The sequence below is a fragment of the Streptomyces sp. NPDC046866 genome (genome assembly GCF_040704625.1).
GTDB lineage: Bacteria > Actinomycetota > Actinomycetes > Streptomycetales > Streptomycetaceae > Streptomyces.
This window is the reverse complement of the sequence record NZ_JBEYXN010000018.1, coordinates 1-20,226: the sequence shown is the minus strand read 5'-3', so window position 1 is coordinate 20,226 and position 20,226 is coordinate 1. Positions and strand designations below refer to the sequence as shown.

Sequence of the window (20,226 nt, the reverse complement as noted above, 5' to 3'; positions counted from 1 at the left end):
GCTGAGCCCGATGTCCGAACCGAGTCGGCGAGGAACCTGCGTCACCAGTGCGTCCTTTACTTGGGGTAGGTCGTGTACACGACGTACCCGTCCTGATGTTTGCCGTCGACCTTCTTCTTCACCTGTTTGATCTGGATGATCACCGTGTTCCCTACCGGCGTCGAACCGATGGTGGGATTGCCTTGGGCATCCGGCGGGCCGGACCGCCACACCTTGCCGAGGGAGCCTTGGCCACGCAACTCCCATTGGATCTGGAAGAGGTCGGTGCGCGGATCGAAGCTCGTCTTCTTCTGCTGCACCTTCAGCCACGCGAGCAGTTTGTCCTGGTTGCCAGGGACCTGGCTCCACTCATCGAAGGCCTGTCGCACGGAGGAAACCGCGGTGGCCTCATCGGTCCACTCAGTGACGTCCGAGCTCTTCTTCAGCTTCTCCAGAATCTTCGCCCGGTCCAGACCGACATGGTCCGACATGGTGTGGGCACCCGAAACACCCTCGTCACCGACGATGTCCAAGCAGTTGTGGACGAGCACGTCCACCGGCGCTGCGCCGCCGGCCTGAACGAAGAAGGTGTGCAGGCCGTCGACGGTGAGGTCGAACACGTCCACCGGAGTGATGTTCCCGCGATCACCCAGAGTTGCGATCACCTGCTCCCGGCTCGCCGGATCCCGCAGCCGGTCATTCACCGCCAGGTCCGAGGCATAGGTCCAGCCGCGGCCCACGACGAAAAGCCGATGGCCCGCCGTGGTGCTCAGGCGGCTGCCGTCAGCCAGGGTGATGTCGATCAGTCGGCTCGTGTCGTGCCGGAAGGCGGCGGTCACCTGTTCCGGCCTGGCCGTGCCCGAAGCGGTATCGCCTGCCATCACCACGTCGCCGACCCGCACCGACCCGATCGGCTTGTGCGAACCGTCCGCCATGAGTACGGGTACCGACGCGGGGAAGCTGTTCCGCTTGCAGGAGCCGAACAGCCGCTGGGACAGATCGACCTCGCGTTCGAGAGCGGCGACCGTGCTGGGGTCCATCTCGGCCTTCTTGGCCAGCGCCCTGGCCTCCTCCAGGCTCGCGCCGGTCTTCATCACGACGCGGTACGCCTGCATTGCCTCCATGAGGAGTTCCATCCGCTTGCTTGCGGTGCCCATGGCCAGGTCGATGCCCGCCGACACGCACGCCTTGAGATCACCCTTGGCGCAGTTGAAGAAGTCGTCCGTGAGCATCTGCCAAAGGGTCTTCAGGAACACCTTGTCGAAGATCAGGGCGATCTCCAGCCGGCTGAAGTACACATCCTTGAAGTACGTCTGCACACCCATGTTCTGGGCATCGATCCAGGTCACGTACTCGGCCGGGCAGTTCGCCTCGGTCACGTGCTCCGAGGCTGCCGGGTCCGTGCACTGGTAGAAGTCGATGGTGAGGTTGTAGGTCAGTTTGAACTTCACCGTGCAACCGTCGAACCCGATGTCCAGGACGCACTTGTTCTGGTCGACCGGGTCTCCGATCGGTTCGATCTTGGGGCGGATGAACACACCCTTGAAACCGGTCACACCACCCGTGGTGATGGCATCGCGGCTCTTCTGGTTCTCCGCGCGGGTCGCCGCGTCCTGTGCCTCCTTCGCTGCTTCCTGGGCCCGGGTCGCCGCCGCCTCCGCCGTGGTGGCGTCGTTCTCGGCCTTGGTCGCGACCGTGTTCGCGGTCGCCGCGTCGGCCTCCGCCGCCGTGGCCGCCTTGCGGGCGGCAGCGGCGTCGCGTTCCGCGTCCGTGGCTGCGGCGTCCGCGGCGGAGGCATAGGTACCTGCCGTGGTGGCCGCGGCCTGGGCCGCACCGGCGTCGGCCGTGGCCTGCCGGTTGTACTCGACGGTCCTGGTCTCGGCCGCCTTTGCTGCCTTCGCCGCCGTCGCCGCCTCGTTGGCCGAGGCCTGCGTGGCCTGTGCCGACTTGGCTGCCTTGGCGGCCCAGTCGGCCGCCTGCAGCGCAGCCTCCGCCGCCGCCTTGGCGTCGGAGTCCGCCTGCTCGGCGAGCTTCTTCGCTTCGGCCGCAGCCTTGCCGGCCTGGTCCGCCTTGGCCTGGGCCAGGGCCGCCTGCTGCTCCGCCGCCGTCTTCGCGGCCTGGCCGGTCAGCACGGCCAGACCTGCCGAGGAATCGGTCTCCTTGTACGGAGAGCCCAGCTCGATGGCGTCGTTGGCCGGCTTGACCACCTGCATCGCCGACTCACTGGCGGCCACGGCCGCCTGCGCCGTGGCGAAGGCGAATCCGGCCGTACGGATGGATTCGGCTCCTGCCGCCACCGCTTCGCTGCGGGCCGCCGTGGCGTCCGTCTTGGCCTTCTCCGCCTTCTGATGCGCCGTCTCTGCCTGCGACTTCGCGGTGATCGCGTTCCACTTGGCCGCGTCCGACGCATCGATGGCGTCGGCCGCCGCCGCATGCGCCTTCTGGACGGCGGCCTCGGTCACCGCGACGTCCCGCTTGGCCGCGTCGGCCGCTGCCTGGGCGCGCTTGGCCGCCCCCTGGGCACGGGTGGCCGCCGCTCTCGCGTTGGTCGCGGCCTCGGTCGCGGTGTTCGCCTCGGCCCGTGCTGCCGTCGCTGCCGTGGCCGCGTTGTCGGCAGCGGTACGCGCGGCGGTGGCCGCCGTACGGGACGCTTCGGCCGCGTCCGTGCCCTCGTCCGCGGCGGCCTTCGACTCCTTGGCGTAAGCCTTGGCCTCCAGGGCGTCACGCTGCTGTTCCGCGTCGACCGCCTTGTTCCGGGCCGCTACGGCCTTCTTCTCGGCGTCGACCGCTTCCTTCATCTTGTTCTCGGCCGTGGTTCCCGCGGTCTGCGCCGCGGCCAGTTTGTTCCCCGCCTCGGTCCGCTGGGTCTGGGCCCTAGCCTCCGCCGTCGCGGCTTTCGCCCGCTCCGATTCGGCGAGCTCCTTCTGCGACTTGGCGTAGTCCCGCTCCGCCTCGGCCTTCTCCCGTTTGGCCTTCGCGTCCGCCGCCGCCGTCTTGGCCTCCTTTTCGGCGTTCTCCGCCTTGACCTGCGCTGCCTTCGCCTTCGCAGCGTTCTCCGCGGCCTTCACCGCCTGCGCCGCGGCGCCCTCCGCCGAGGCCTTCGCCTGGGCTGCAGCCTCCTCGGCGGCCTTACGGCGGAACTCCGCCTTCGAGGCATGCGCCTGCGTCATCGCCAGCGCGTTCAGGGTCTTGCTGTCGGCAGCCGAGGCCCGCGTCGCGTTCAGCGCGGTCTCGGTGGCCTTGGCCGCCGCCTGGGCGGCAGCCGCCGACGCCTTGGTGACCTGCGCCGCCTGCTGGCCGTAGAGGAGACCGCGGCCGCGTGGCAGGCCTGCCTTGTCGGCTATCGCGTACGCCGCGTTCTGCGCGGTGGTCACCTTGGCAGCCTGTGTTTCGGCATCCTGGGCCGCGCGGGAGGCCACGTACAGCCGCCCGGTCGCGCGGGCCTGAGCCTGCTCGATCCCGGTCCGGGCCTTGGTGAACTCGCTCGCCGGCGGCCGTCCGCTGCCTGCCGGAACCTTGAGGAAGTGTGCCTCCCAGTCGGTCAGCCGGCTCACGATCATGGACTGGCCGAGTGCCTCGGCCATGGCCTGGGCGGCGATCTGGAGGTCCTTCGAAGCGGCCTGCTCGGCCCCGAGGATCGAGTCCCGCTGGGTGCGCTGCCCGGCTACTTCGGACTGCCACTCCTGGGACGCGACCGCCAATTCGTTGTTCAGGACCTGGTGCGGGTCTGGCGGGTTACTGGTCGCGCAGGACGCGAAGCGCGCTTTGAGCTGCTCCACATCAATGCGGAATTCCATCGTGTCCGGGGCGGGAGCGCTGGTGGGGAAGCCGCCGTTCTGCAGGAAGATACGGGCATCGTCGGCATACATGGGGGTAGATCCCACCATGTGCCATTCCCACTCCTTGCGGTCCTCGTAGTTTTCGGCTGTCGCCGGGTAGTACCGTGATTGCGCGATCTTCTTGGCCGCGTCGACGGACTCCTTGCTCGCTAACGGGTGCGGATCTGTATAGAAGTCGCTTTCACCCTGCCAGTACCGTCCGGCAATCCATTCGGCATAGCCAGTGGCCATGAAGACGGTGGGATCCTTTGGCGGCCATTGGAATTCGACATTCGAGTAGCCGGGCGGAATGTCGTTCATGTACAGGGGGGCTCGCCAAGCCTTGCTCCTGGCGTCCAGCTCGTCGAACTTGGCGTTTGCAGCGGCATGGTCTGCTTTGTACGCAGTCGAGAGAGGCGTGGTCTCCCAGTAGTTGCGCGCCGCGGCGGCGAGCAGTTCGGAATCCGTGCCGTTCAACCCTGCACGGGCGACGGCCTTCATCCCGGTTCCGCCCTTGCTCAGTACGTTGCCGAGCAGGCATTGCGCCTCCCGGGCTTTCTGTGCCGCAGCAGGGTCGAAGGGCGTGGCCTCGTCGGCCAGAGCCGCGGCGTGCATCGCACCTGCCGATGGCTGGAGGCCACTTCCAGTGAAGGTGACAGCCGCGGCCGTGGCTATGGCGGTGGTGGTCAACAGGCGTGTCCAGGAGCCGAGACGACGACTTCTGGGCGGCTGAGCGTTCTTACGCATACGCGTATCAGCCTTTCTACTCAGAAGAGGAGGTCGAAGTCGGCCCAGCCCGAAGTGCCGATCTGCATCCGCGGAGCGAAGGGAGCGGCAGGATTTCCTGTTCCCTTGAAGAGCCAGAGGGCGCCGCTCGGATCGCTGGCGATCAGATCGGCCTTGCCGTCTCCGTCGTTGTCACCAGTAGACACAAGCGCCTTGTAGCCGCCCCAGCCCGTGCCCACTGTGATCCGGGTGCCTACCACGCTGTCCACGGTGGCGTTGCCTGTGCCGACGTATATGAGGAGCGTGCCGTCGGGGGTGCGTGCCAGGAGATCCGCTTTGCCGTCGCCCGTGTAGTCACCGCGTCCTGCGAGCGCGTTCAGACCATTCCAGCCCGTGCCGACCCTGATGCGGTCACTGAGGGTGCCATCAGGCTCGCCTCGATAGAGCCACAGGTCACCGGCGGCGTCCCGGGCGATCAGGTCCACATCTGCAGAACCGCCCAGGTTCCCCACCGAGACGAGCAGGTTGTAAATGTCCCAACCGTCGCCGATTACCTTGGTGTCGTTGCCGTGCTCCGCCGTGTAGTAGAGCACCCCATTCATCCGGTGGTAGATGTCGTTACCTTTACCGGCCTCCGAGACGTTGGCCTGAACGATCGCAGTCGCATCACCGAAGCCTCCGCCCAATTCATAGGCGGCCTTGAATCCTCCGGTTCCCTTCGGCTCATTGGAGCGGAGTTTGCCGCTCGGATGACGCGCATACAAGGGGAACATGGTCCGCGGCGCCGACGGGGTCGCCGCGGCCGTCGCACTGGCGGTCCGGCCCGTAGAAATGCGAGCCGCCACACCGGACACCCCCAGGGCTATCGCAACAAAAGCCAAGCCGACGCAGCAGATCACCGCCCGCCGCAGCGTACGCTTCAATAAGGTCGACATCGAGAAAAAGCCCCCACAGGAAGTCACGAGCGCAGGCATGCCAAGGACATGCCGAAGACGACTCGGAATTCCCCCCATGAGACAGCCGGCGCACCGGGCACAGGGCCGCGGTCCTATTACCCTAGCGACAAGTACACCCGCACCAAAAGATCAAATCAGCCAAGCATGTTGCCGGAAAACACTGTGGCCCGCTCCCCGGAGGGAACGGGCCACAACGGATGACTGTTATTCCGGCGGGCCGATGTAGTTCTTGAGGCCCGGGACGGTGAGCGTGCCGCCGAACTGGCCGGCCTGGACGACCTTGACGTGCGTGAAGAACGCGAACGGGACGTTCAGGGGCGGCGGGCTGTTCGGGGAGAACTCGATCGGGATGATCCCGAACAGGTTGCCCTTGAGGCTCTCGGTGTACATCGTCACCTCGCCGCCGCGGATCTTCGAGGTGGAGCCGGGGCGGGACTTGAGGTGGGCGACGTTCTTGTCCTTGCCGACCGTCTGGTAGAGGTCCTTGATGTCCAGGGAGTCCGCCGTGAACTTCAGGACCTTCTTGGTCTTCCCGCTCGCGGTCTTCACCTCGACGATGCCCTTGTAGTCCAGGCCGTAGAGGGTCAGCAGCGAGCTGTCGAGGTACCAGGGCTCGTCCGGCAGGAGCGGGATGCCGGGCTCCAGCTCGGCATCGGCCAGCGCCTTGGCGTCGTACGTCGGGCACGGGAAGGGCTGCTTGCCGCTGGGGTCCTTCGACTCCTCGGGCTTCGCGCCGTCCTCGGCGGCCTTGTCGTCGCCGGGCTTCTTGCCGGTCTCGTCCTTGGGTGTGACGGCCGTGTCCTTGACGTCCTGGGGCAGCTCGGCGACGTCGACGCCGGCCTTCTTCGCGGCCTCGCGGATCGCGTCGGCCGACGGGTTCGGGGCAGGAGCCGACGGGGCCGGGGTCTTGGCCGTGGCCGAGGGCGTCGGGGTGGCCGTCGGGGTCGGCTGGAGCGGCCTGCCGAGCGCGTCGACGAGCCCCTTGAGCTTGTCGCCGACGCCCAGCGGGTCCAGCGGGTTCGGGGTCTTGGACGCCGACGGGGCGGGCGCGGAGGCGTTCGGCGTCTTGGCGGCGGCCGAGGCGCTCGCCGACGGCTTCGGGGCCGCCGGGGTGGCCCCGGGCTTGGGCGCCGCGGAGGCGCCGGGCGAGGGGCTCGCGCCGGGCGAGGCGCCGGGCGAGGGCGACGCGGAGGCCGAGGCCGAGGGGCTCGGGGAGGCCGACTCCGCGGGGGCGTCGGACCGCGTCACGCACGGGCCGGGCGCGAAGGGGATCTCCTGGTCGTCGGCCATGGCCAGCTTGGGCGCCATGCCCATCCCGACGAACACCGCGGTCGGCATGGCCGCCAGCGCCATCGTCTTGCCGACGGGTATCTGGATCTTGTTCAGCAGCGACTTCCGGGGCGCGGCGTGCCGCGGGCCCCTTCTTTCACGGGACTCTGCGCTCGGGGCCGCGGCCCGCTGCGTCTCGTCACCCCGCACTGTTCCTCCCGCCGTCGGCGTGGGCAGTCTTCTCGCTCGCGTAGGCCGTCTCCGTGTCACGGGGGGCCGGGACCCCGCCCGCCATGGCCTCGGTCCTGCCCGTGCCGTCGGCCGTCTCGTCCGCCGGGACGCCGGGAGCCCACGCCAGTGCGAGGGCGCCGCCGACCATGGAGAGGATGAAGCCCAGGAAGAAGCCGCCGAGGTTGGACACCGGCAGGGACACCAGGGCCAGCAGGATCGCGGCGACGCCCGCGAAGGTGCGGATGGCCTGCTGGAACCACAGGGCCAGGCCCAGCGTGATGAGCAGGATGCCGATGATCAGCGAGCCGGATCCGGCCGTCGTGGCCATGGCGAGGGTGAGGTTGCCGAGGCGCAGGTCCGCGTACGGGAAGTACGCGATCGGGACACCACCGAGGAGCGTGAACAGCCCGGCCCAGAACGGACGGCGACCGCTCCAGGCGTGGAAGCGGTAGTACAGCACGGTGAGCCAAGCGTCGTCTGCGGCGCGTTCGTAAACCGGGGCCTGGGGGGTCATGGACAACAGCTCCCTGGAAACGGTGGTACGGAGAACTCTGTGGAGCCCGGACGGGCGGACGACCGCGGCTGCTGCCGCCGCCGGCCGCCCTGCCGGTCACACTCCGGGACGGATTACTTCTCGTCCTGGTAGCACGGCTGGTCGCCGCCCATGAGGCGCAGCTTCAGGTCGGGCAGCTTGAAGGTGCCCGCCGTCGTCGCCCACGCCTTCTGGCGCACGTTCGTCAGCACGGCCTTGTCGGCGCGCTGCGAGAACGCGTACGGGCTCGCGACCGTGCCGGCCTGCGGCTTGGTCTTGTGGCTCGCGTCGCCCACGGCGACACCGATGTCGAGGTTCTTGAACTCGGCGTCGGTGTCGAGCTCCGCGACATCCAGGTAGATGTTGTCGGCGACGGCCGGCTTGCCCTTGTGGCCCGTCTGCAGCTTCAGCGTGATGTTGCCGAGCGGGGTCGGGGTGACCAGCGACTGGCACATGTTCGTGATCTCGGCGTGGCTGAACCCGGAGATGGTGACCGGGTGGTGCGCCGCGTTGCCCTTGAGGTCGTGACCCTCGGCGATGCCGCCGTACTGGATGAGGTTGTCACCGTCGAGCTTGTCGGCCGTGACCTTGAAGTCCTGACCCGAGACGCTGAAGGACGCCGCGAGGGCACCCTGCGCCAGACCCACACCGACCGCGGCGGTGGCCGCGATGCTCGGCACCATGACGAGCGCGAAGCGCTTCCATCTGGTCCCGCCACGAACCTGAGAACTCATTTCGTTCCTCCTTCTCGGACGTACATCTCCGGTCCGGGCCGAGCCCGTCCTGGGATGGGAGAAGTGCTACGTCCTCGGGAAGGAGAGCGCAGGCGGCCGTGCCGCGGCCGGGCCGCGTCCGATACACCGGCGTTCACCCCCGAGCGACAACCACTGGGTCACGCGTTCGCGCAACCAGGAGGACAGGCTCCGCCGGTGAAGGCGAAGACCCCCCTGTCCTGCGGCCGGCGCCACGGGCTCCGGCCGGCCCGGTGGGGACCCTCCACCGCGGCTCCGGACGAGCGGCTCTGCGGGAAGGACCGAGCGTCGCCGATCGTGGTCCATTACCGGCCGGGGCACAAGGGGGTTCGTTACTGGCGGGTAACGGCAAGATAACCACAGCTCGACCCGCCGACGTCCGGCAGCAACACAGGGTGTCGCCCAAGGCCACGACACAGCGGGGTAAATGCATACACCCCGGACAGATCACGGGGTTCCACTTACTGCGAGTAACAGCGGCCGCGATTGCCAAGTTTTGGCAAAGTGCGGCCGCTGTTTATCTCCGTGTCAACAAATCGCCGCTACCCGGCGGGGCGCCGGTGCGGGGCCCTGCGGCCGCTAGAACAGCACCCGGGCGAGGGCCGTGCGCGCCGCCGCCACCCGCGGGTCGTCCGGGCCGATGACCTCGAACAGCTCCAGCAGCCGCAGCCGTACGGTGTCCCGCTCGGCGCCCGCGGTCACCCGGACGGTGTCCACCAGGCGGCCGAAGGCGTCCTCCACGTGGCCGCCCACCAGGTCGAGGTCCGCGGCGGCGATCTGGGCCTGCGGGTCCTTCGGGTTCTCGGCCGCGACGGTGCGCACCGCCTGCGGGTCCATGCCCTGGACCCGGGCGAGGAGCTCGGCCTGGGCGAGGCCCAGCTTCGCCTCCGTGTTCGCCGGGTCGTCGGCGAGGACGTTCTTGTACGCCTGCACCGCGCCGCCCAGGTCCCCGGCGTCGAGCGCGGAGACGGCCGCCTCCAGCAGCGCGTCGTGCGGGCCGGCCGGGGGCGCGGCGGCGGCCGCACCGGCGCCGGGGCCCTCGGCGTTCGGGTCGACCTGGATGCCGATGATGCCGAAGCGCTCCTCGGCCACCTGGACCAGCTGGGCCAGGGTGGCGCGGATCTCCTGCTCGGGGGCCACGCCCTGGAACAGCGGGAGGACCTGGCCGGCGACGACGGCGAAGACGGCCGGGATGCCCTGGATGCCGAACTGCTGCATCAGCATCTGGTTGGCGTCGACGTCGACCTTGGCCATCACGAGGCGGCCGTTCGCCTCCGTGACCAGCCGCTCCAGCAGCGGGCTCAGCTGCTTGCAGGGCTGGCACCACTCGGCCCAGAAGTCCAGGACGACCGGGACCTCGGAGGAGAGCTGGAGGACGTCGCGCTCGAAGCCGGCCTCGTCGACGTCGATGACGAGCGCCGACGGCGGCACCGCACCTGCGGGCGCGGGTGCGCCGCCGCCCCGGGCGGCCTGCCGGGCCGCCTCGGCACGCGCCTGCTCGGCCTTCGCCTTGGCCTCGGCGGCCGCCTTCACCGCGGCGAGGTCGACGACGCCGCTCATGGACATGTTTCTGGGCTGCATGCGTACATCCTCCCCCGTGTGCGCGTGCCGACGAAAAAGATCGGCCGAATTGCGTTCTTGCCGCAGGCCGGCCGGTCCATGGTGCTGTGCGGTTGGTGCGTCGTGCTGCTGTGCGTGTGATGCCTGTGATGCGTGTGGTGCCTGTGGTGCTGGGTGGCGCCGGGTCCCCACCTGGCGCCGGTAGCCGTTCGCGTGGTTGCCGCTCTTACGCTACGAGCCGTAGCGTAACTCCCCGCGGCGCCCGGCGCCCCCTCGCACACCGTGATCTGAAGCACACGCCCAGGGCCCCCGACGGTTCCCCTACTGGCGGGTATGGTCTGCGCCATGCACAACCCCAGCCCCCCGGCCGGCCGCACGGGCCGCCCCCGCAATGCCGCCGCCGACGCCGCGATCCTCGCCGCGACGCGGGACGCGCTGGTCGAGCTGGGCTGGTCGAAGCTGACGATGGGCGACGTCTCGGCCCGGGCCGGCGTCGCGAAGACCACCCTCTACCGCCGTTGGGCGGGCAAGAACGAGCTGGTCGTGGACGCGGTCGCGGAGCTCTTCGACTGCCTCGAACTGCCCGACCGGGGCTCCCTCGAAGCCGACATCGAGGACGTGGTGCTCCAGTTCGCGGCGCTGCTGCGGCGGCCGGAGGCCCGTACCGCCCTGATGGCGGTCGTCGCCGAGTCCACCCGGGACGAGGCCCTGCGCGACCGGATCAGGTCGGCGATCGTGGACCGGCAGAAACGTCTCGTCGTCCTGGGGCGCGAGCGGGCCCAGGCCCGCGGGGAGCTCCCGTACGAGGAGGACGAGTGCCTCGCGAGCCGCACCACCGACCTGATCTTCGACGTGATCGCGGGCACGGTGGTGCACCGGGCGCTGGTCAGCTCGGAGCCGGTGGACGAGCTGTGGGTGGCCACGTTCACCGCCCTGCTGATGCACGGCCTGCGCGGCCCCGAAGAGGCCTGAGCCGGGCCCGTACGGGACGGGGCCGGCCGCATCCGCCGTGAGGTGGCGACTGCGACCGGCCCGCGGGGAACCGCTGCTGCGGACGTCCGGGGCTCAGAAGCCCGGCGGCTCGGTGTACGTGCCCCACTCGTCGCGCAGGGCGTTGCAGATCTCGCCGAGCGTGGCCTCGGCCCGCACCGCGTCCAGCATCGCCGGGATCATGTTCGACCCGTCGCGGGCTGCGTCCAGCATGGCCTTCAGCGAGGCCGACACCTTCGCGTCGTCCCGGCGCGCCTTGCGGTCGGCGAGCACCCGCACCTGCTCGCGCTCCACCTCGTGGCTGACGCGGAGGATCTCCAGGTCGCCGGTGACCGAGCCGTGGTGGACGTTGACGCCGACGACCCGCTTGTCGCCCTTCTCCAGCGAACGCTGGTAGGCGAAGGCCGACTCGGCGATCTCGCCGGTGAACCAGCCGTCCTCGATGCCGCGCAGGATGCCCGAGGTGATCGGCCCGATCGGGTGCTGCCCGTCCGGGTGGGCGCGCAGGCCGCGCTCCTTGATCTGGTCGAAGATCTTCTCGGCGTCGGCCTCGATGCGGTCGGTGAGCTGCTCCACGTACCAGGAACCGCCCAGCGGGTCGGCCACGTTGGCCACGCCCGTCTCCTCCATCAGCACCTGCTGCGTGCGCAGGGCGATCTCGGCCGCCTGCTCGCTCGGCAGGGCGAGGGTCTCGTCGAGGGCGTTGGTGTGCAGGGAGTTGGTGCCGCCGAGGACGGCCGCGAGGGCCTCGACGGCGGTGCGCACGACGTTGTTGTACGGCTGCTGCGCCGTCAGCGAGACGCCGGCGGTCTGGGTGTGGAAGCGCAGCCACATCGACTTCTCGTTCTTCGCGCCGTACACCTCCTTCATCCAGCGGGCCCAGATCCGGCGGGCGGCGCGGAACTTGGCGATCTCCTCGAAGAAGTCGAGGTGGGCGTCGAAGAAGAAGGACAGGCCGGGCGCGAAGGTGTCGACGTCCATGCCGCGGGAGAGGCCGAGCTCCACGTAGCCGAAGCCGTCGGCGAGGGTGTACGCGAGCTCCTGCGCGGCCGTCGCCCCGGCCTCGCGGATGTGGTAGCCGGAGACGGACAGCGGCTTGTAGGCGGGGATGCCCGTGGCGCAGTACTCCATGAGGTCGCCGATGAGGCGCAGGTGCGGCTCAGGTTCGAAGAGCCACTCCTTCTGGGCGATGTACTCCTTGAAGATGTCCGTCTGGAGGGTGCCGTTGAGGACGCCCGGGTCGACGCCCTGGCGCTCCGCGGCGACCAGGTACATGCAGAAGGCGGGCACGGCCGGGCCGGAGATCGTCATCGACGTCGTCACGTCGCCGAGCGGGATGTCCTTGAAGAGGACCTCCATGTCGGCGGCGGAGTCTATGGCGACGCCGCAGTGGCCGACCTCGCCGAGGGAGCGGGGGTCGTCGGAGTCGCGGCCCATGAGGGTCGGCATGTCGAAGGCGACCGAGAGCCCGCCGCCGCCGGCGGCCAGGATCATCTTGTAGCGCTCGTTGGTCTGCTCGGCGTTGCCGAAGCCGGCGAACTGGCGGATGGTCCAGGTCCGCCCGCGGTAGCCGGTGGCGTGCAGGCCGCGCGTGTACGGGTACTCGCCCGGCCAGCCGATGCGCTCGAAGCCCTCGTACGAGTCGCCGGGCCGCGGGCCGTAGACCGGATCGACGGCATCGCCGGAGAGCGTGGTGAAGTCGGCCTCGCGCTTGCGGGCCTTGTCGTAACGGGCCTGCCAGCGGCGGCGGCCCTCCTCGATGGCGTCAGCGTCCATGCCGTCGAATTTACTAGGACGTCCTAGTAAATGTCGATGGGAAACCCCGGGGAGATCCCCGGGGCTCCACCCGCGTGCGAGCGGCGGCGGGCCTGCAGGCGGCCGAAAGGCTCAGGCCCGGGCGGTGGCCAGACCGTCCACGACCAGCGGCTCGACCTCGGCGCGGACCCGGCGCTCGACGAAGAAGGCGGCCAGCGGGATGGTGCCGGAGAGCATCACCCACAGCATCCGGCCGAAGGACCACTTGGCCTTGGAGCTCAGGTCGAAGGCGAAGACCAGGTAGACCATGAAGAGCACGCCGTGGACCTGGGAGACCACCAGGGTCAGGTCGGCGCCGGTGTCGAACCCGTACTTGGCCACCATGCAGGTGCACAGGACCAGCAGCATCACGGCAGTCGCAAAGGCCATCACCCGGTAGCGGGTCAGCACGCTTTTCTTCATGGCCTCGAGCCTAGCCGTCCGTTTTGCTCGATCTTGACGGGGGCCGGTGGTCACGGGTGTGAGCCCGGCTACCTCCGGGCCCCTCGGCCGGCCTACTCCTCGAAGTCGGCGGCGGCCACCCGCAGCGGGCGCAGCAGAGCGAAGATCTCCTGGCACTCCTCGGCGTCGTACGCGCCCAGGCCGAAGTCCATCGCCATCAGGTCCTTCGTCGCCGCCTCGACGACCTCGCGGCCCTTGTCGGTGATGGAGGCGAGCGTGCCGCGGCCGTCGTTCGGGTTGGGGCGCTTGGCCACGAGCCCCGATTTCACCAGGCGGTCCACCGTGTTCGTCACCGACGTGGGGTGGACCATCAGGCGCTCCCCGATCTTCGACATCGGCAGCTCGCCGGCCTTGGAGAAGGTCAGCAGCACCAGCGCCTCGTACCGGGCGAAGGTGAGCCCGTACGGCTTGACCACGGCGTCGACCTCGCCGAGCAGGATCTGGTGCGCCCGCATGATCGAGGTGATGGCGGCCATCGAGGGCACCGGCCCCCAGCGCCGCTGCCAGAGCTCGTCGGCGCGGGCGATGGGGTCGAAGGGAAGGCTGAGCGGCTTGGACACGTCTCCGACCCTACCGGGCGGTCATTTGCGGATGTGCCCCGTCTCACTCCTCGGTCCCCGGGGCCCGGGCCGGCACGGAGCGGAGGCGGACGAGGAGGAGCACGGTGACCGCCGTGCCCAGGGCGGCCGCGGCCGCGACGACCCGGTGGGGCGGAAGGAATTCGGCGGCGAGGCCCGCCAGCGCCATGCCGACGCCCTGGGCGGTCATCAGCCCGGTGCCCAGCAGCGTCATCGCCCGCCCGCGCAGCGCCTGCGGGACCGCGTCCACGTACCACTGGTCCAGGCCGAGGGTGTACGCGTGCGCCAGCCCGGCGGCCAGCAGCGCGCCGAGCACGACCGGCACGCCCGGCCGGAGCCCGAAGACCAGCAGCGGCAGCAGCCCCCCGGCGCACAGCGGCACGACCAGCCGCGCACGGGTGCCGGGCCCGAGCCGCGAGCCGGCCCACAGCTCCCCCGCGATCGTGCCGACGGGCAGCGCGCACATCATCACCCCGAGGGCGGCGGTGCCGGCGCCGATCCCGTCGGCGTACGGCGCGAGCAGCGCCTCGGGGGCGATCGCGAACACCGGCGGCAGCCAGAACAGCAGGAGCAGGGCCCGCAGCCGGCGGTCGCCGAGCACGGCGCGCAGCCCGGCGAGCGGGGAGGAGGCGCCGGCGCCCCCGCCCCGGGCCGGCCGCAGCCGCGTCCCGAAGCGCAGCAGCAGGGCGGAGCCCAGGAAGGCGGCGGCGGTCAGCGCGATCGCGGCGCGCGGCGCGAGCACGGTCAGCAGCAGCCCGCCGAGGCCGAAGCCGATGAACTGGGCGCTCTGGGCCACCATCCGCATCAGGGAGCGGCCCAGGACGAAGGCGTCGCCGGTCCCGAGGACGTCGCCGAGGGAGGCGTTGCGGGTGCCCTGGAACAGGGGCGCGGCGAAGGCCATGGCGCTGCGCAGGACGAGGAGCCCGGCGACGGGCGTGCCCGGCCAGACCATGGCGGCCGCGCACCCGGCGCAGAGCAGGTCGCAGGCGACGAGCACCCGGCGGGCCGGGTGGCGGTCGGCCAGCGGGGCGAGCAGCGTGCCGCCGAGGGCGTACGGGAGGAAGCCGAGGGCGAAGGTGAGCGCGCTCAGCAGGGGCGAGCCGGTGGTGCGGAAGACGAGGACGGTGAGGGAGATCTCGGCGACGACGATGCCGAGGACGGACATCAGGTGGGCGGCGAAGACGAACCGGAACTCCCGGACCCGGAAGACCGGGCGGTAGCCGGCCGCAGCCTGCTCGACGGTGGACATGCGGACACCCTCCGAAACGGCGGCGGGGGCCGACAGTGATTCGCCGTGGAACGAATCACCGCGCCGCCACGTACCACGTACGGTGGGGCGCGCGGCGCGCGGCCGGGAGGGGCAAGCATGGCGTTTCATTTCCGGTTCGGGGCCGGGGACCTGTTGCGGTGCCGGTTCTCCCTCTCGCCCCGCTGGGAGACCCAGGAAGCCGTCCGCACGCTGATGCGGCCGCACCGGCAGGCGTACCACCTGCCGTGGCTGCGGCAGATCCGGACGGCCGCCGAGGGGCTGGACCTGCGGCCGCTGTGGCTGCTGATGCCGCGCCGCGGCCACAACCCGGACTTCCTCAGCCCGCCGCCGCTCGGCCCGTCGGTCACCTTCGACGAGGAACTGGCCCGGGTCCGGGCCTCGGCCGACGCCGATCCGCAGGCGCTGCACGAGGACCTGCGGCGGTCCCTGGTGTGCACGCCGGGGGCGGCCGAGGGCGAGCTCGGCCGGCGGATGCTCGCGGACCCGGCGCGCGCGGTGCGGGAGCTGGCCGACCTGTACGAGCAGGCCTGGGAGGCGCTGGTCGCCCCGCACTGGCCGCGGCTGCGGGCCCTGCTGGAGGCCGACATCCTGTTCCACTCCCGGCGCCTGGCGGCGGGCGGGCTCCAGGCGCTCTTCGACGGGCTCCACCCCGACCTCGTGTGGGCCGGGGACACCCTGTCCATCCGGCGTCCGAGCCACCACGACCGCCGCCTGGACGGGCAGGGGCTGCTGCTGATGCCGAGCGCGTTCGTCTGGCCCGAGGTGGTCGGCGGCTACGACCCGCCCTGGCAGCCGACGCTGGTGTACCCGGCCCGCGGCATCGGCGCCCTGTGGACGGCCCCCGCGGGCCCCGCGCCGCAGGCGCTGGCCCGGCTGCTGGGCCGGGGGCGGGCGGAGGTGCTGTGCGCGCTGCACGAGCCGGCCTCCACCACGGAGCTGGCGGGCCGGCTCGGCCTGGCCCCCGCGACCGTCTCCGCGCACCTGAAGGCACTGCACGGGGCGGGCCTGCTGCTCTCCGCCCGGCACGGCCACCGAGTCCTGTACGAGCGCACCCCGCTGGCGATCGCCCTGACCCAACGCTGACCCCCCGTCACCGCGAGACCCGGGCGTGATGTCACCCCCGTCACCCGCGCGGCCGGGCCCGGCCCCGACGCTCGGCGGCCCCCACCCCGCGTCGCCTCAATCGCCGGCGGGGCTGGGTTGGGCTTCGCCTGCGGGGATGCGCGCGTGGGCTGGGTGCTGGCTTCCCCTGGGGGCGTGGGGGGCCGGTGGGCTGGGCGGGTGGGGTGTGGACACTGCGGTGGTGAGTGGAGGATGAGCGGTCACCGCCGGGGGCGTACCGGATGCGGCCAGGATCCGCGAGCCGAGACGAACCTCCGGAGTGGCCGCGCCCCACCACCGAACCGACCCCGCCCCAGGGCACCACCCCAGCCCCGCCGGCGCTTGAGGCGCCCCGAAGCCGCGGCCGGCTGAACGGACCCCGGCCGCCGGCGATTGCGGCGCCGCGAGCCGCGGCCGGCTGGACGGGCCCCCGGCCGGGGGGGCCACCGTCAGCCCCGCCGGCGCTTGAGGCGGGGCGGGGCCGGTCAGGACAGGTGGCGTTCGACGGTTTCGACCTTCGACGTGATGCCGTCCGTCACCCCGGGACGGATGTCCGCCTTCAGGACCAGCGAGACCCTCGGCGCCCGCGCCTCCACCGCGGCGACGGCCCGCCGGACGACGTCCATCACCTCGTCCCACTCCCCCTCCACGGACGTGAACATCGCGTCGGTGCGGTTCGGCAGCCCCGACTCCCGCACCACCCGCACCGCATCGGCGACGTACTCGCCGACTTCCTCACCGACCCCGAGCGGCGTCACCGAGAACGCGACGATCATGCCCCGGCCGCCTCACGGGCCTCACGGGCCTCACGGGCCTCACGCGCCGCCCGCGCCGCGACCACGCTGTCGGCCTCCTCGCGCTTGAGCAGCCGGTCGCCGTACAGCCCGCCGAAGGGGACCAGCGCGAGCCCGAAGAACAGCGCGACCTTCTTGAGCGGCCACTTCGCCTTGTTCCACACGTCCAGCAGGAACACCACGTAGATGAGGAACAGGATCCCGTGCAGACCGCCCAGCGGAGCCATCAGGTAGTCGACGTCCGAGATCCGGCTCAGCAGCGAGCCGAAGATCAGCAGGGCCGGGAACGACAGCGCCTCGGGTACGGAGACGAGGCGCAGCCGGTGCAGGGCGGAGGCGGTCTTGATGTCCATCAGCAACCTTCAGCAACCGTCGGGAGGAGGCCCGCCAGGGCCCCGGAGTGGATCCGTCCCAGTGTCTCAGCCGCTTTGCCGGATCTTGACCGGGGGTCGGACCGCACACCCCCGGAGCGGAACAAGCACACCCCCGCAGCGGAACAACCGGTGCAAGCCCGCCCCACCCCGCCGAGCGGCACATATCGGCCAAGGGCCCCTGTTCGCCTTCGCGCGCTGCCGATAACGTCTCCCCGTGGCTCAGTTCCGACTCCAAGGCAGCAAGGTGCTCGCCGTCGACCTGACCGGGGATGCCGTCAAAGCGAAGAACGGCTCCATGGTTGCGTACGACGGCCAGATGGCCTTCAAGAAGATGACCGGCGGCGGCGAAGGCCTGCGCGGCATGGTGACGCGCCGTCTGACCGGCGAACAGATGACCGTGATGGAGGTGCAGGGGCACGGCACCTGCTTCTTCGCCGACCGCGCGAGCGAGATCAACCTCGTCAGCCTGCGCGGCGAGAAGCTGTACGTCGAGTCCAGCAACCTCCTGTGCACCGACGCCGGCCTGCGCACCGGCACCACCTTCACGGGCCTGCGCGGCGGGGCGACGGGCAACGGCCTGTTCACCACGACCGTGGAGGGCACCGGGCAGGCGGCGATCATGTCGGACGGCCCGGCCGTGGTCCTGCGCGTCAGCGCGCAGTACCCGCTCTCCGTCGACCCCGGGGCGTACCTCGCGCACACCGGCGACCTGCGCCAGTCCTTCCAGTCGGGGATCACCTTCCGCACCCTGATCGGCGAGGGCTCCGGCGAGGCGTTCCAGATCCGTTTCGAGGGCGAGGGCCTGGTGTACGTGCAGCCCAGCGAGCGCAACACCATCGGGGGCGACATCTGATGCCGTTCCGCGAGATCAACTCCAAAATGGTCGAGGCCCAGGTCGTCCCGGGGCAGACCCTGTACAGCCAGCGCGGCGCGATGCTCGCCTACCGCGGCCAGGTGTCGTTCACGCCGAGTCTGACCGGCGGCCAGGGCGGGGTCCTGGGCATGATCGGGCGCCGGGTGGCGAACGAGCAGACCCCGCTGATGACGGTCGAGGGCAGCGGCACCGTGATGTTCGGCCACGGCGGCCACCACGTGCAGGTGATCAACCTGACGGGCGAGACGCTGTACGTGGAGGCGGACCGGCTGCTGGCCTTCGACGGCACCCTCCAGCAGGGCACGATGTTCATGGGCTCGCAGGGAGGTGTCATGGGCATGGTGCGCGGCCAGGTGACGGGCCAGGGCCTGTTCACCACCACCCTCAAGGGGCACGGTTCGGTGGCCGTGATGGCCCACGGCGGGGTCATCGAGCTCCCCATCACCCCGAACCGCCCGGTCCACGTCGACCCGCAGGCGTACGTGGCCCACCACGGGGATGTCAGGAACAAGCTCTCCACCGCGCTCGGCTGGCGCGACATGGTGGGGCGCGGCTCGGGCGAGGCGTTCCAGCTGGAGCTGTCGGGCCAGGGTGCCGTGTACGTGCAGGCCTCGGAGGAGAAGCTGTGAACTTTGGTCCCGTGACGGGCGGACCGGGCGGCCCGACCGTCTTCGACCCGTACTCCCTGCCCTCCGACGACAACGTGAACGCGTACACCTTCTGCGTGGAGCTCAAGGGGAGCCAGTGGTTCCTGCAGAAGGGCAAGATGATCGCCTACTACGGGCGGATCGAGTTCAACGGCATCGGCAACGGCCGCTTCGACCGGCTGCTGCGCACGAGCTTCCACTCGCCGCTGCACGCGAGCGACTGGGTGGTGGCGGAGGGCCAGGGCAAGATGCTGCTGGCCGACCGCGCCTTCGACGTGAACTCCTTCGACCTGGACGACGGCAACCTGACCATCCGGTCGGGCAACCTGCTGGCGTACCAGCCCTCCCTCGCGCTCAAGCAGTCGATCGTCCCCGGTTTCCTGACGCTGATCGGAACCGGGAAGTTCGTCGCGGCGTCCAATGGTCCGGTGGTCTTCATGGAACCGCCGCTGCGCGTGGACCCGCAGGCGCTCGTCGGCTGGGCGGACTGCCCCTCGCCCTGCCACCATTACGACCATGGGTACATGTCCGGCGTGATCGGCGGGCTGCGCTCGCTGACCGGCATCGGCGGCACCTCGGGCGAGGAGCACCAGTTCGAGTTCGTCGGGGCCGGGACGGTGCTGATGCAGTCCTCGGAGGCGCTGATGGCCGAGCAGTCGGTCGGGGTGGTCGGCGCGGAGCCGGGCGTCCCGGGGGCGGGGATGCCCGGGCACGGCGGCGGTCACGGGCAGAACGGACCGCTGGGGCAGCTGGGCGTGCGCATGCCGGGGCAGTTGGGCGACATCCAGCGGCGCCTCGGACTGTGATCTTCAGCTTTCCCTACTTTGTACGTCATTCAACTTCTTAGGTAGAGTTCATTCATGGAGACCATGGAGACCGAGACGGCCGTACGCTGGCTCACCGATGCCGAGCAGTGCACCTGGCGGATCCACCTGGACGTCAGCAGACTCCTGATGCACCAGCTGGAAAAGGATCTCCAGCCCTTCGGACTCACCAACAACGACTACGAGATCCTCGTGAACCTCTCGGAGTCGCCGGACCACCGCATGCGGATGAGCGACCTCGCGACGTCGACGCTTCAGTCCAAGAGCCGGTTGTCCCACCAGATCACCCGGATGGAGACGGCCGGCCTGGTCGTCCGCGTGAACTGCGAGTCCGACCGGCGGGGGCTGTACGCCGTCCTGACGGACGAGGGCATGGAGCTCATGCGGAAGGTCGCCCCGCACCACGTGGCATCCGTCCGCAGGCACTTCATCGACCTGCTGCCGCCGGAGGCCCTGGCGGCGCTGCGCAGCTCGCTGGAGCCGGTGGCGGAGCACCTGCGCGGCCAGCGGGGCAAGGGCTGACACAGCGGGACCGCCGACCGGTTCCGCACGGGTCGCAAGGGCCGTTTCCGGCCCTCGTGCATCGCGCGTAGACCCGCGAACGCGACGGAGCCCCGCCCCCCGGCCGGGGGGCGGGCGCCGGTTCGGGTCGAGCTTGATCCCGGCCCGCTCCAGCACCGGGGGCAGGGCGACGG

The 20,226-nt window shown here is 70.6% G+C and carries 18 protein-coding genes; 6 read left to right on the top strand and 12 right to left on the bottom strand.

Annotated elements, in window-relative coordinates:
• Positions 1-56: 56 nt before the first annotated feature.
• The 6 genes from AB0953_RS24025 to AB0953_RS24000 all read right to left on the bottom strand — a co-directional run bounded on the left by AB0953_RS24025 (position 57) and on the right by AB0953_RS24000 (position 9,844).
• Positions 57-4,487 carry a polymorphic toxin-type HINT domain-containing protein gene (locus tag AB0953_RS24025; RefSeq protein ID WP_366861607.1) on the bottom strand — a complete coding sequence of 1,477 codons (4,431 nt, stop codon included), beginning with the start codon at positions 4,485-4,487 and terminating at the stop codon, positions 57-59.
• Between the two features lie 77 nt (positions 4,488-4,564).
• Entirely contained in the window at positions 4,565-5,497 is a 933-nt protein-coding gene (locus tag AB0953_RS24020; protein WP_366861606.1) for an FG-GAP-like repeat-containing protein, read from the bottom strand.
• Positions 5,498-5,683: 186 nt separating this feature from the next.
• Complete coding sequence (locus AB0953_RS24015; RefSeq protein WP_366861605.1) at positions 5,684-6,958, bottom strand: hypothetical protein; 1,275 nt, start codon at positions 6,956-6,958, stop codon at positions 5,684-5,686.
• Positions 6,948-7,493 (bottom strand): DUF6114 domain-containing protein, encoded by a 546-nt coding sequence (locus AB0953_RS24010; protein WP_366861604.1) that lies wholly within the window; start codon positions 7,491-7,493, stop codon positions 6,948-6,950. Before AB0953_RS24010 ends, AB0953_RS24015 begins: the two co-directional genes overlap by 11 nt.
• Positions 7,494-7,606: 113 nt before the next feature.
• The gene (locus AB0953_RS24005) at positions 7,607-8,245 is read right to left on the bottom strand and encodes a DUF6230 family protein (protein WP_366861603.1); all 639 of its coding nucleotides are present in this window, start codon (positions 8,243-8,245) and stop codon (positions 7,607-7,609) included.
• A gap of 597 nt (positions 8,246-8,842) precedes the next feature.
• The gene (locus tag AB0953_RS24000; protein WP_366861602.1) at positions 8,843-9,844 is read right to left on the bottom strand and encodes a tetratricopeptide repeat protein; all 1,002 of its coding nucleotides are present in this window, start codon (positions 9,842-9,844) and stop codon (positions 8,843-8,845) included.
• Between the two features lie 324 nt (positions 9,845-10,168).
• On the opposite strand from AB0953_RS24000, the gene AB0953_RS23995 reads away from it, so the two are divergent.
• Positions 10,169-10,795: a TetR/AcrR family transcriptional regulator gene (locus AB0953_RS23995; RefSeq protein ID WP_366861601.1), complete on the top strand. Its 627-nt coding sequence runs from the start codon at positions 10,169-10,171 to the stop codon at positions 10,793-10,795.
• Between the two features lie 93 nt (positions 10,796-10,888).
• Here AB0953_RS23995 and AB0953_RS23990 read toward each other — a convergent pair whose 3' ends face one another.
• The 4 genes from AB0953_RS23990 to AB0953_RS23975 form a co-directional block, all read right to left on the bottom strand.
• Positions 10,889-12,589, bottom strand: coding sequence for a methylmalonyl-CoA mutase family protein (locus AB0953_RS23990; protein WP_366861600.1), 1,701 nt, complete (start codon positions 12,587-12,589; stop codon positions 10,889-10,891).
• Between the two features lie 111 nt (positions 12,590-12,700).
• Positions 12,701-13,030, bottom strand: coding sequence for a DUF3817 domain-containing protein (locus tag AB0953_RS23985; protein ID WP_366861599.1), 330 nt, complete (start codon positions 13,028-13,030; stop codon positions 12,701-12,703).
• A 92-nt stretch (positions 13,031-13,122) separates the two neighbouring features.
• The gene (locus AB0953_RS23980; protein ID WP_361919921.1) at positions 13,123-13,629 is read right to left on the bottom strand and encodes a MarR family transcriptional regulator; all 507 of its coding nucleotides are present in this window, start codon (positions 13,627-13,629) and stop codon (positions 13,123-13,125) included.
• A gap of 43 nt (positions 13,630-13,672) precedes the next feature.
• Positions 13,673-14,896 (bottom strand): MFS transporter, encoded by a 1,224-nt coding sequence (locus tag AB0953_RS23975; RefSeq protein ID WP_366861598.1) that lies wholly within the window; start codon positions 14,894-14,896, stop codon positions 13,673-13,675.
• A 117-nt stretch (positions 14,897-15,013) separates the two neighbouring features.
• Here AB0953_RS23975 and AB0953_RS23970 point away from each other — a divergent pair, with 117 nt between their 5' ends.
• Positions 15,014-16,000, top strand: coding sequence for a DUF5937 family protein (locus tag AB0953_RS23970; protein WP_366861597.1), 987 nt, complete (start codon positions 15,014-15,016; stop codon positions 15,998-16,000).
• 503 nt (positions 16,001-16,503) lie between these two features.
• Here the strand turns inward: AB0953_RS23970 and AB0953_RS23965 are convergent.
• Positions 16,504-16,794 (bottom strand): MTH1187 family thiamine-binding protein, encoded by a 291-nt coding sequence (locus AB0953_RS23965; RefSeq protein WP_366861596.1) that lies wholly within the window; start codon positions 16,792-16,794, stop codon positions 16,504-16,506.
• Entirely contained in the window at positions 16,791-17,165 is a 375-nt protein-coding gene (locus AB0953_RS23960; RefSeq protein ID WP_366861595.1) for a DUF3817 domain-containing protein, read from the bottom strand. The genes AB0953_RS23965 and AB0953_RS23960 overlap by 4 nt, the downstream gene beginning before the upstream one ends.
• Before the next feature lie 235 nt (positions 17,166-17,400).
• Here AB0953_RS23960 and AB0953_RS23955 point away from each other — a divergent pair, with 235 nt between their 5' ends.
• The 4 genes from AB0953_RS23955 (at position 17,401) to AB0953_RS23940 (ending at position 20,053) form a co-directional block, all read left to right on the top strand.
• Entirely contained in the window at positions 17,401-18,039 is a 639-nt protein-coding gene (locus tag AB0953_RS23955; RefSeq protein ID WP_366861594.1) for an AIM24 family protein, read from the top strand.
• Positions 18,039-18,689, top strand: coding sequence for an AIM24 family protein (locus AB0953_RS23950; RefSeq protein ID WP_366861593.1), 651 nt, complete (start codon positions 18,039-18,041; stop codon positions 18,687-18,689). The genes AB0953_RS23955 and AB0953_RS23950 overlap by 1 nt, the downstream gene beginning before the upstream one ends.
• Positions 18,686-19,513, top strand: a complete 828-nt coding sequence (locus AB0953_RS23945) for an AIM24 family protein (protein ID WP_366861592.1) — start codon at positions 18,686-18,688, stop codon at positions 19,511-19,513. Before AB0953_RS23950 ends, AB0953_RS23945 begins: the two co-directional genes overlap by 4 nt.
• A gap of 63 nt (positions 19,514-19,576) precedes the next feature.
• Positions 19,577-20,053: a MarR family transcriptional regulator gene (locus AB0953_RS23940; RefSeq protein ID WP_366861722.1), complete on the top strand. Its 477-nt coding sequence runs from the start codon at positions 19,577-19,579 to the stop codon at positions 20,051-20,053.
• Positions 20,054-20,226 lie beyond the last annotated feature (173 nt).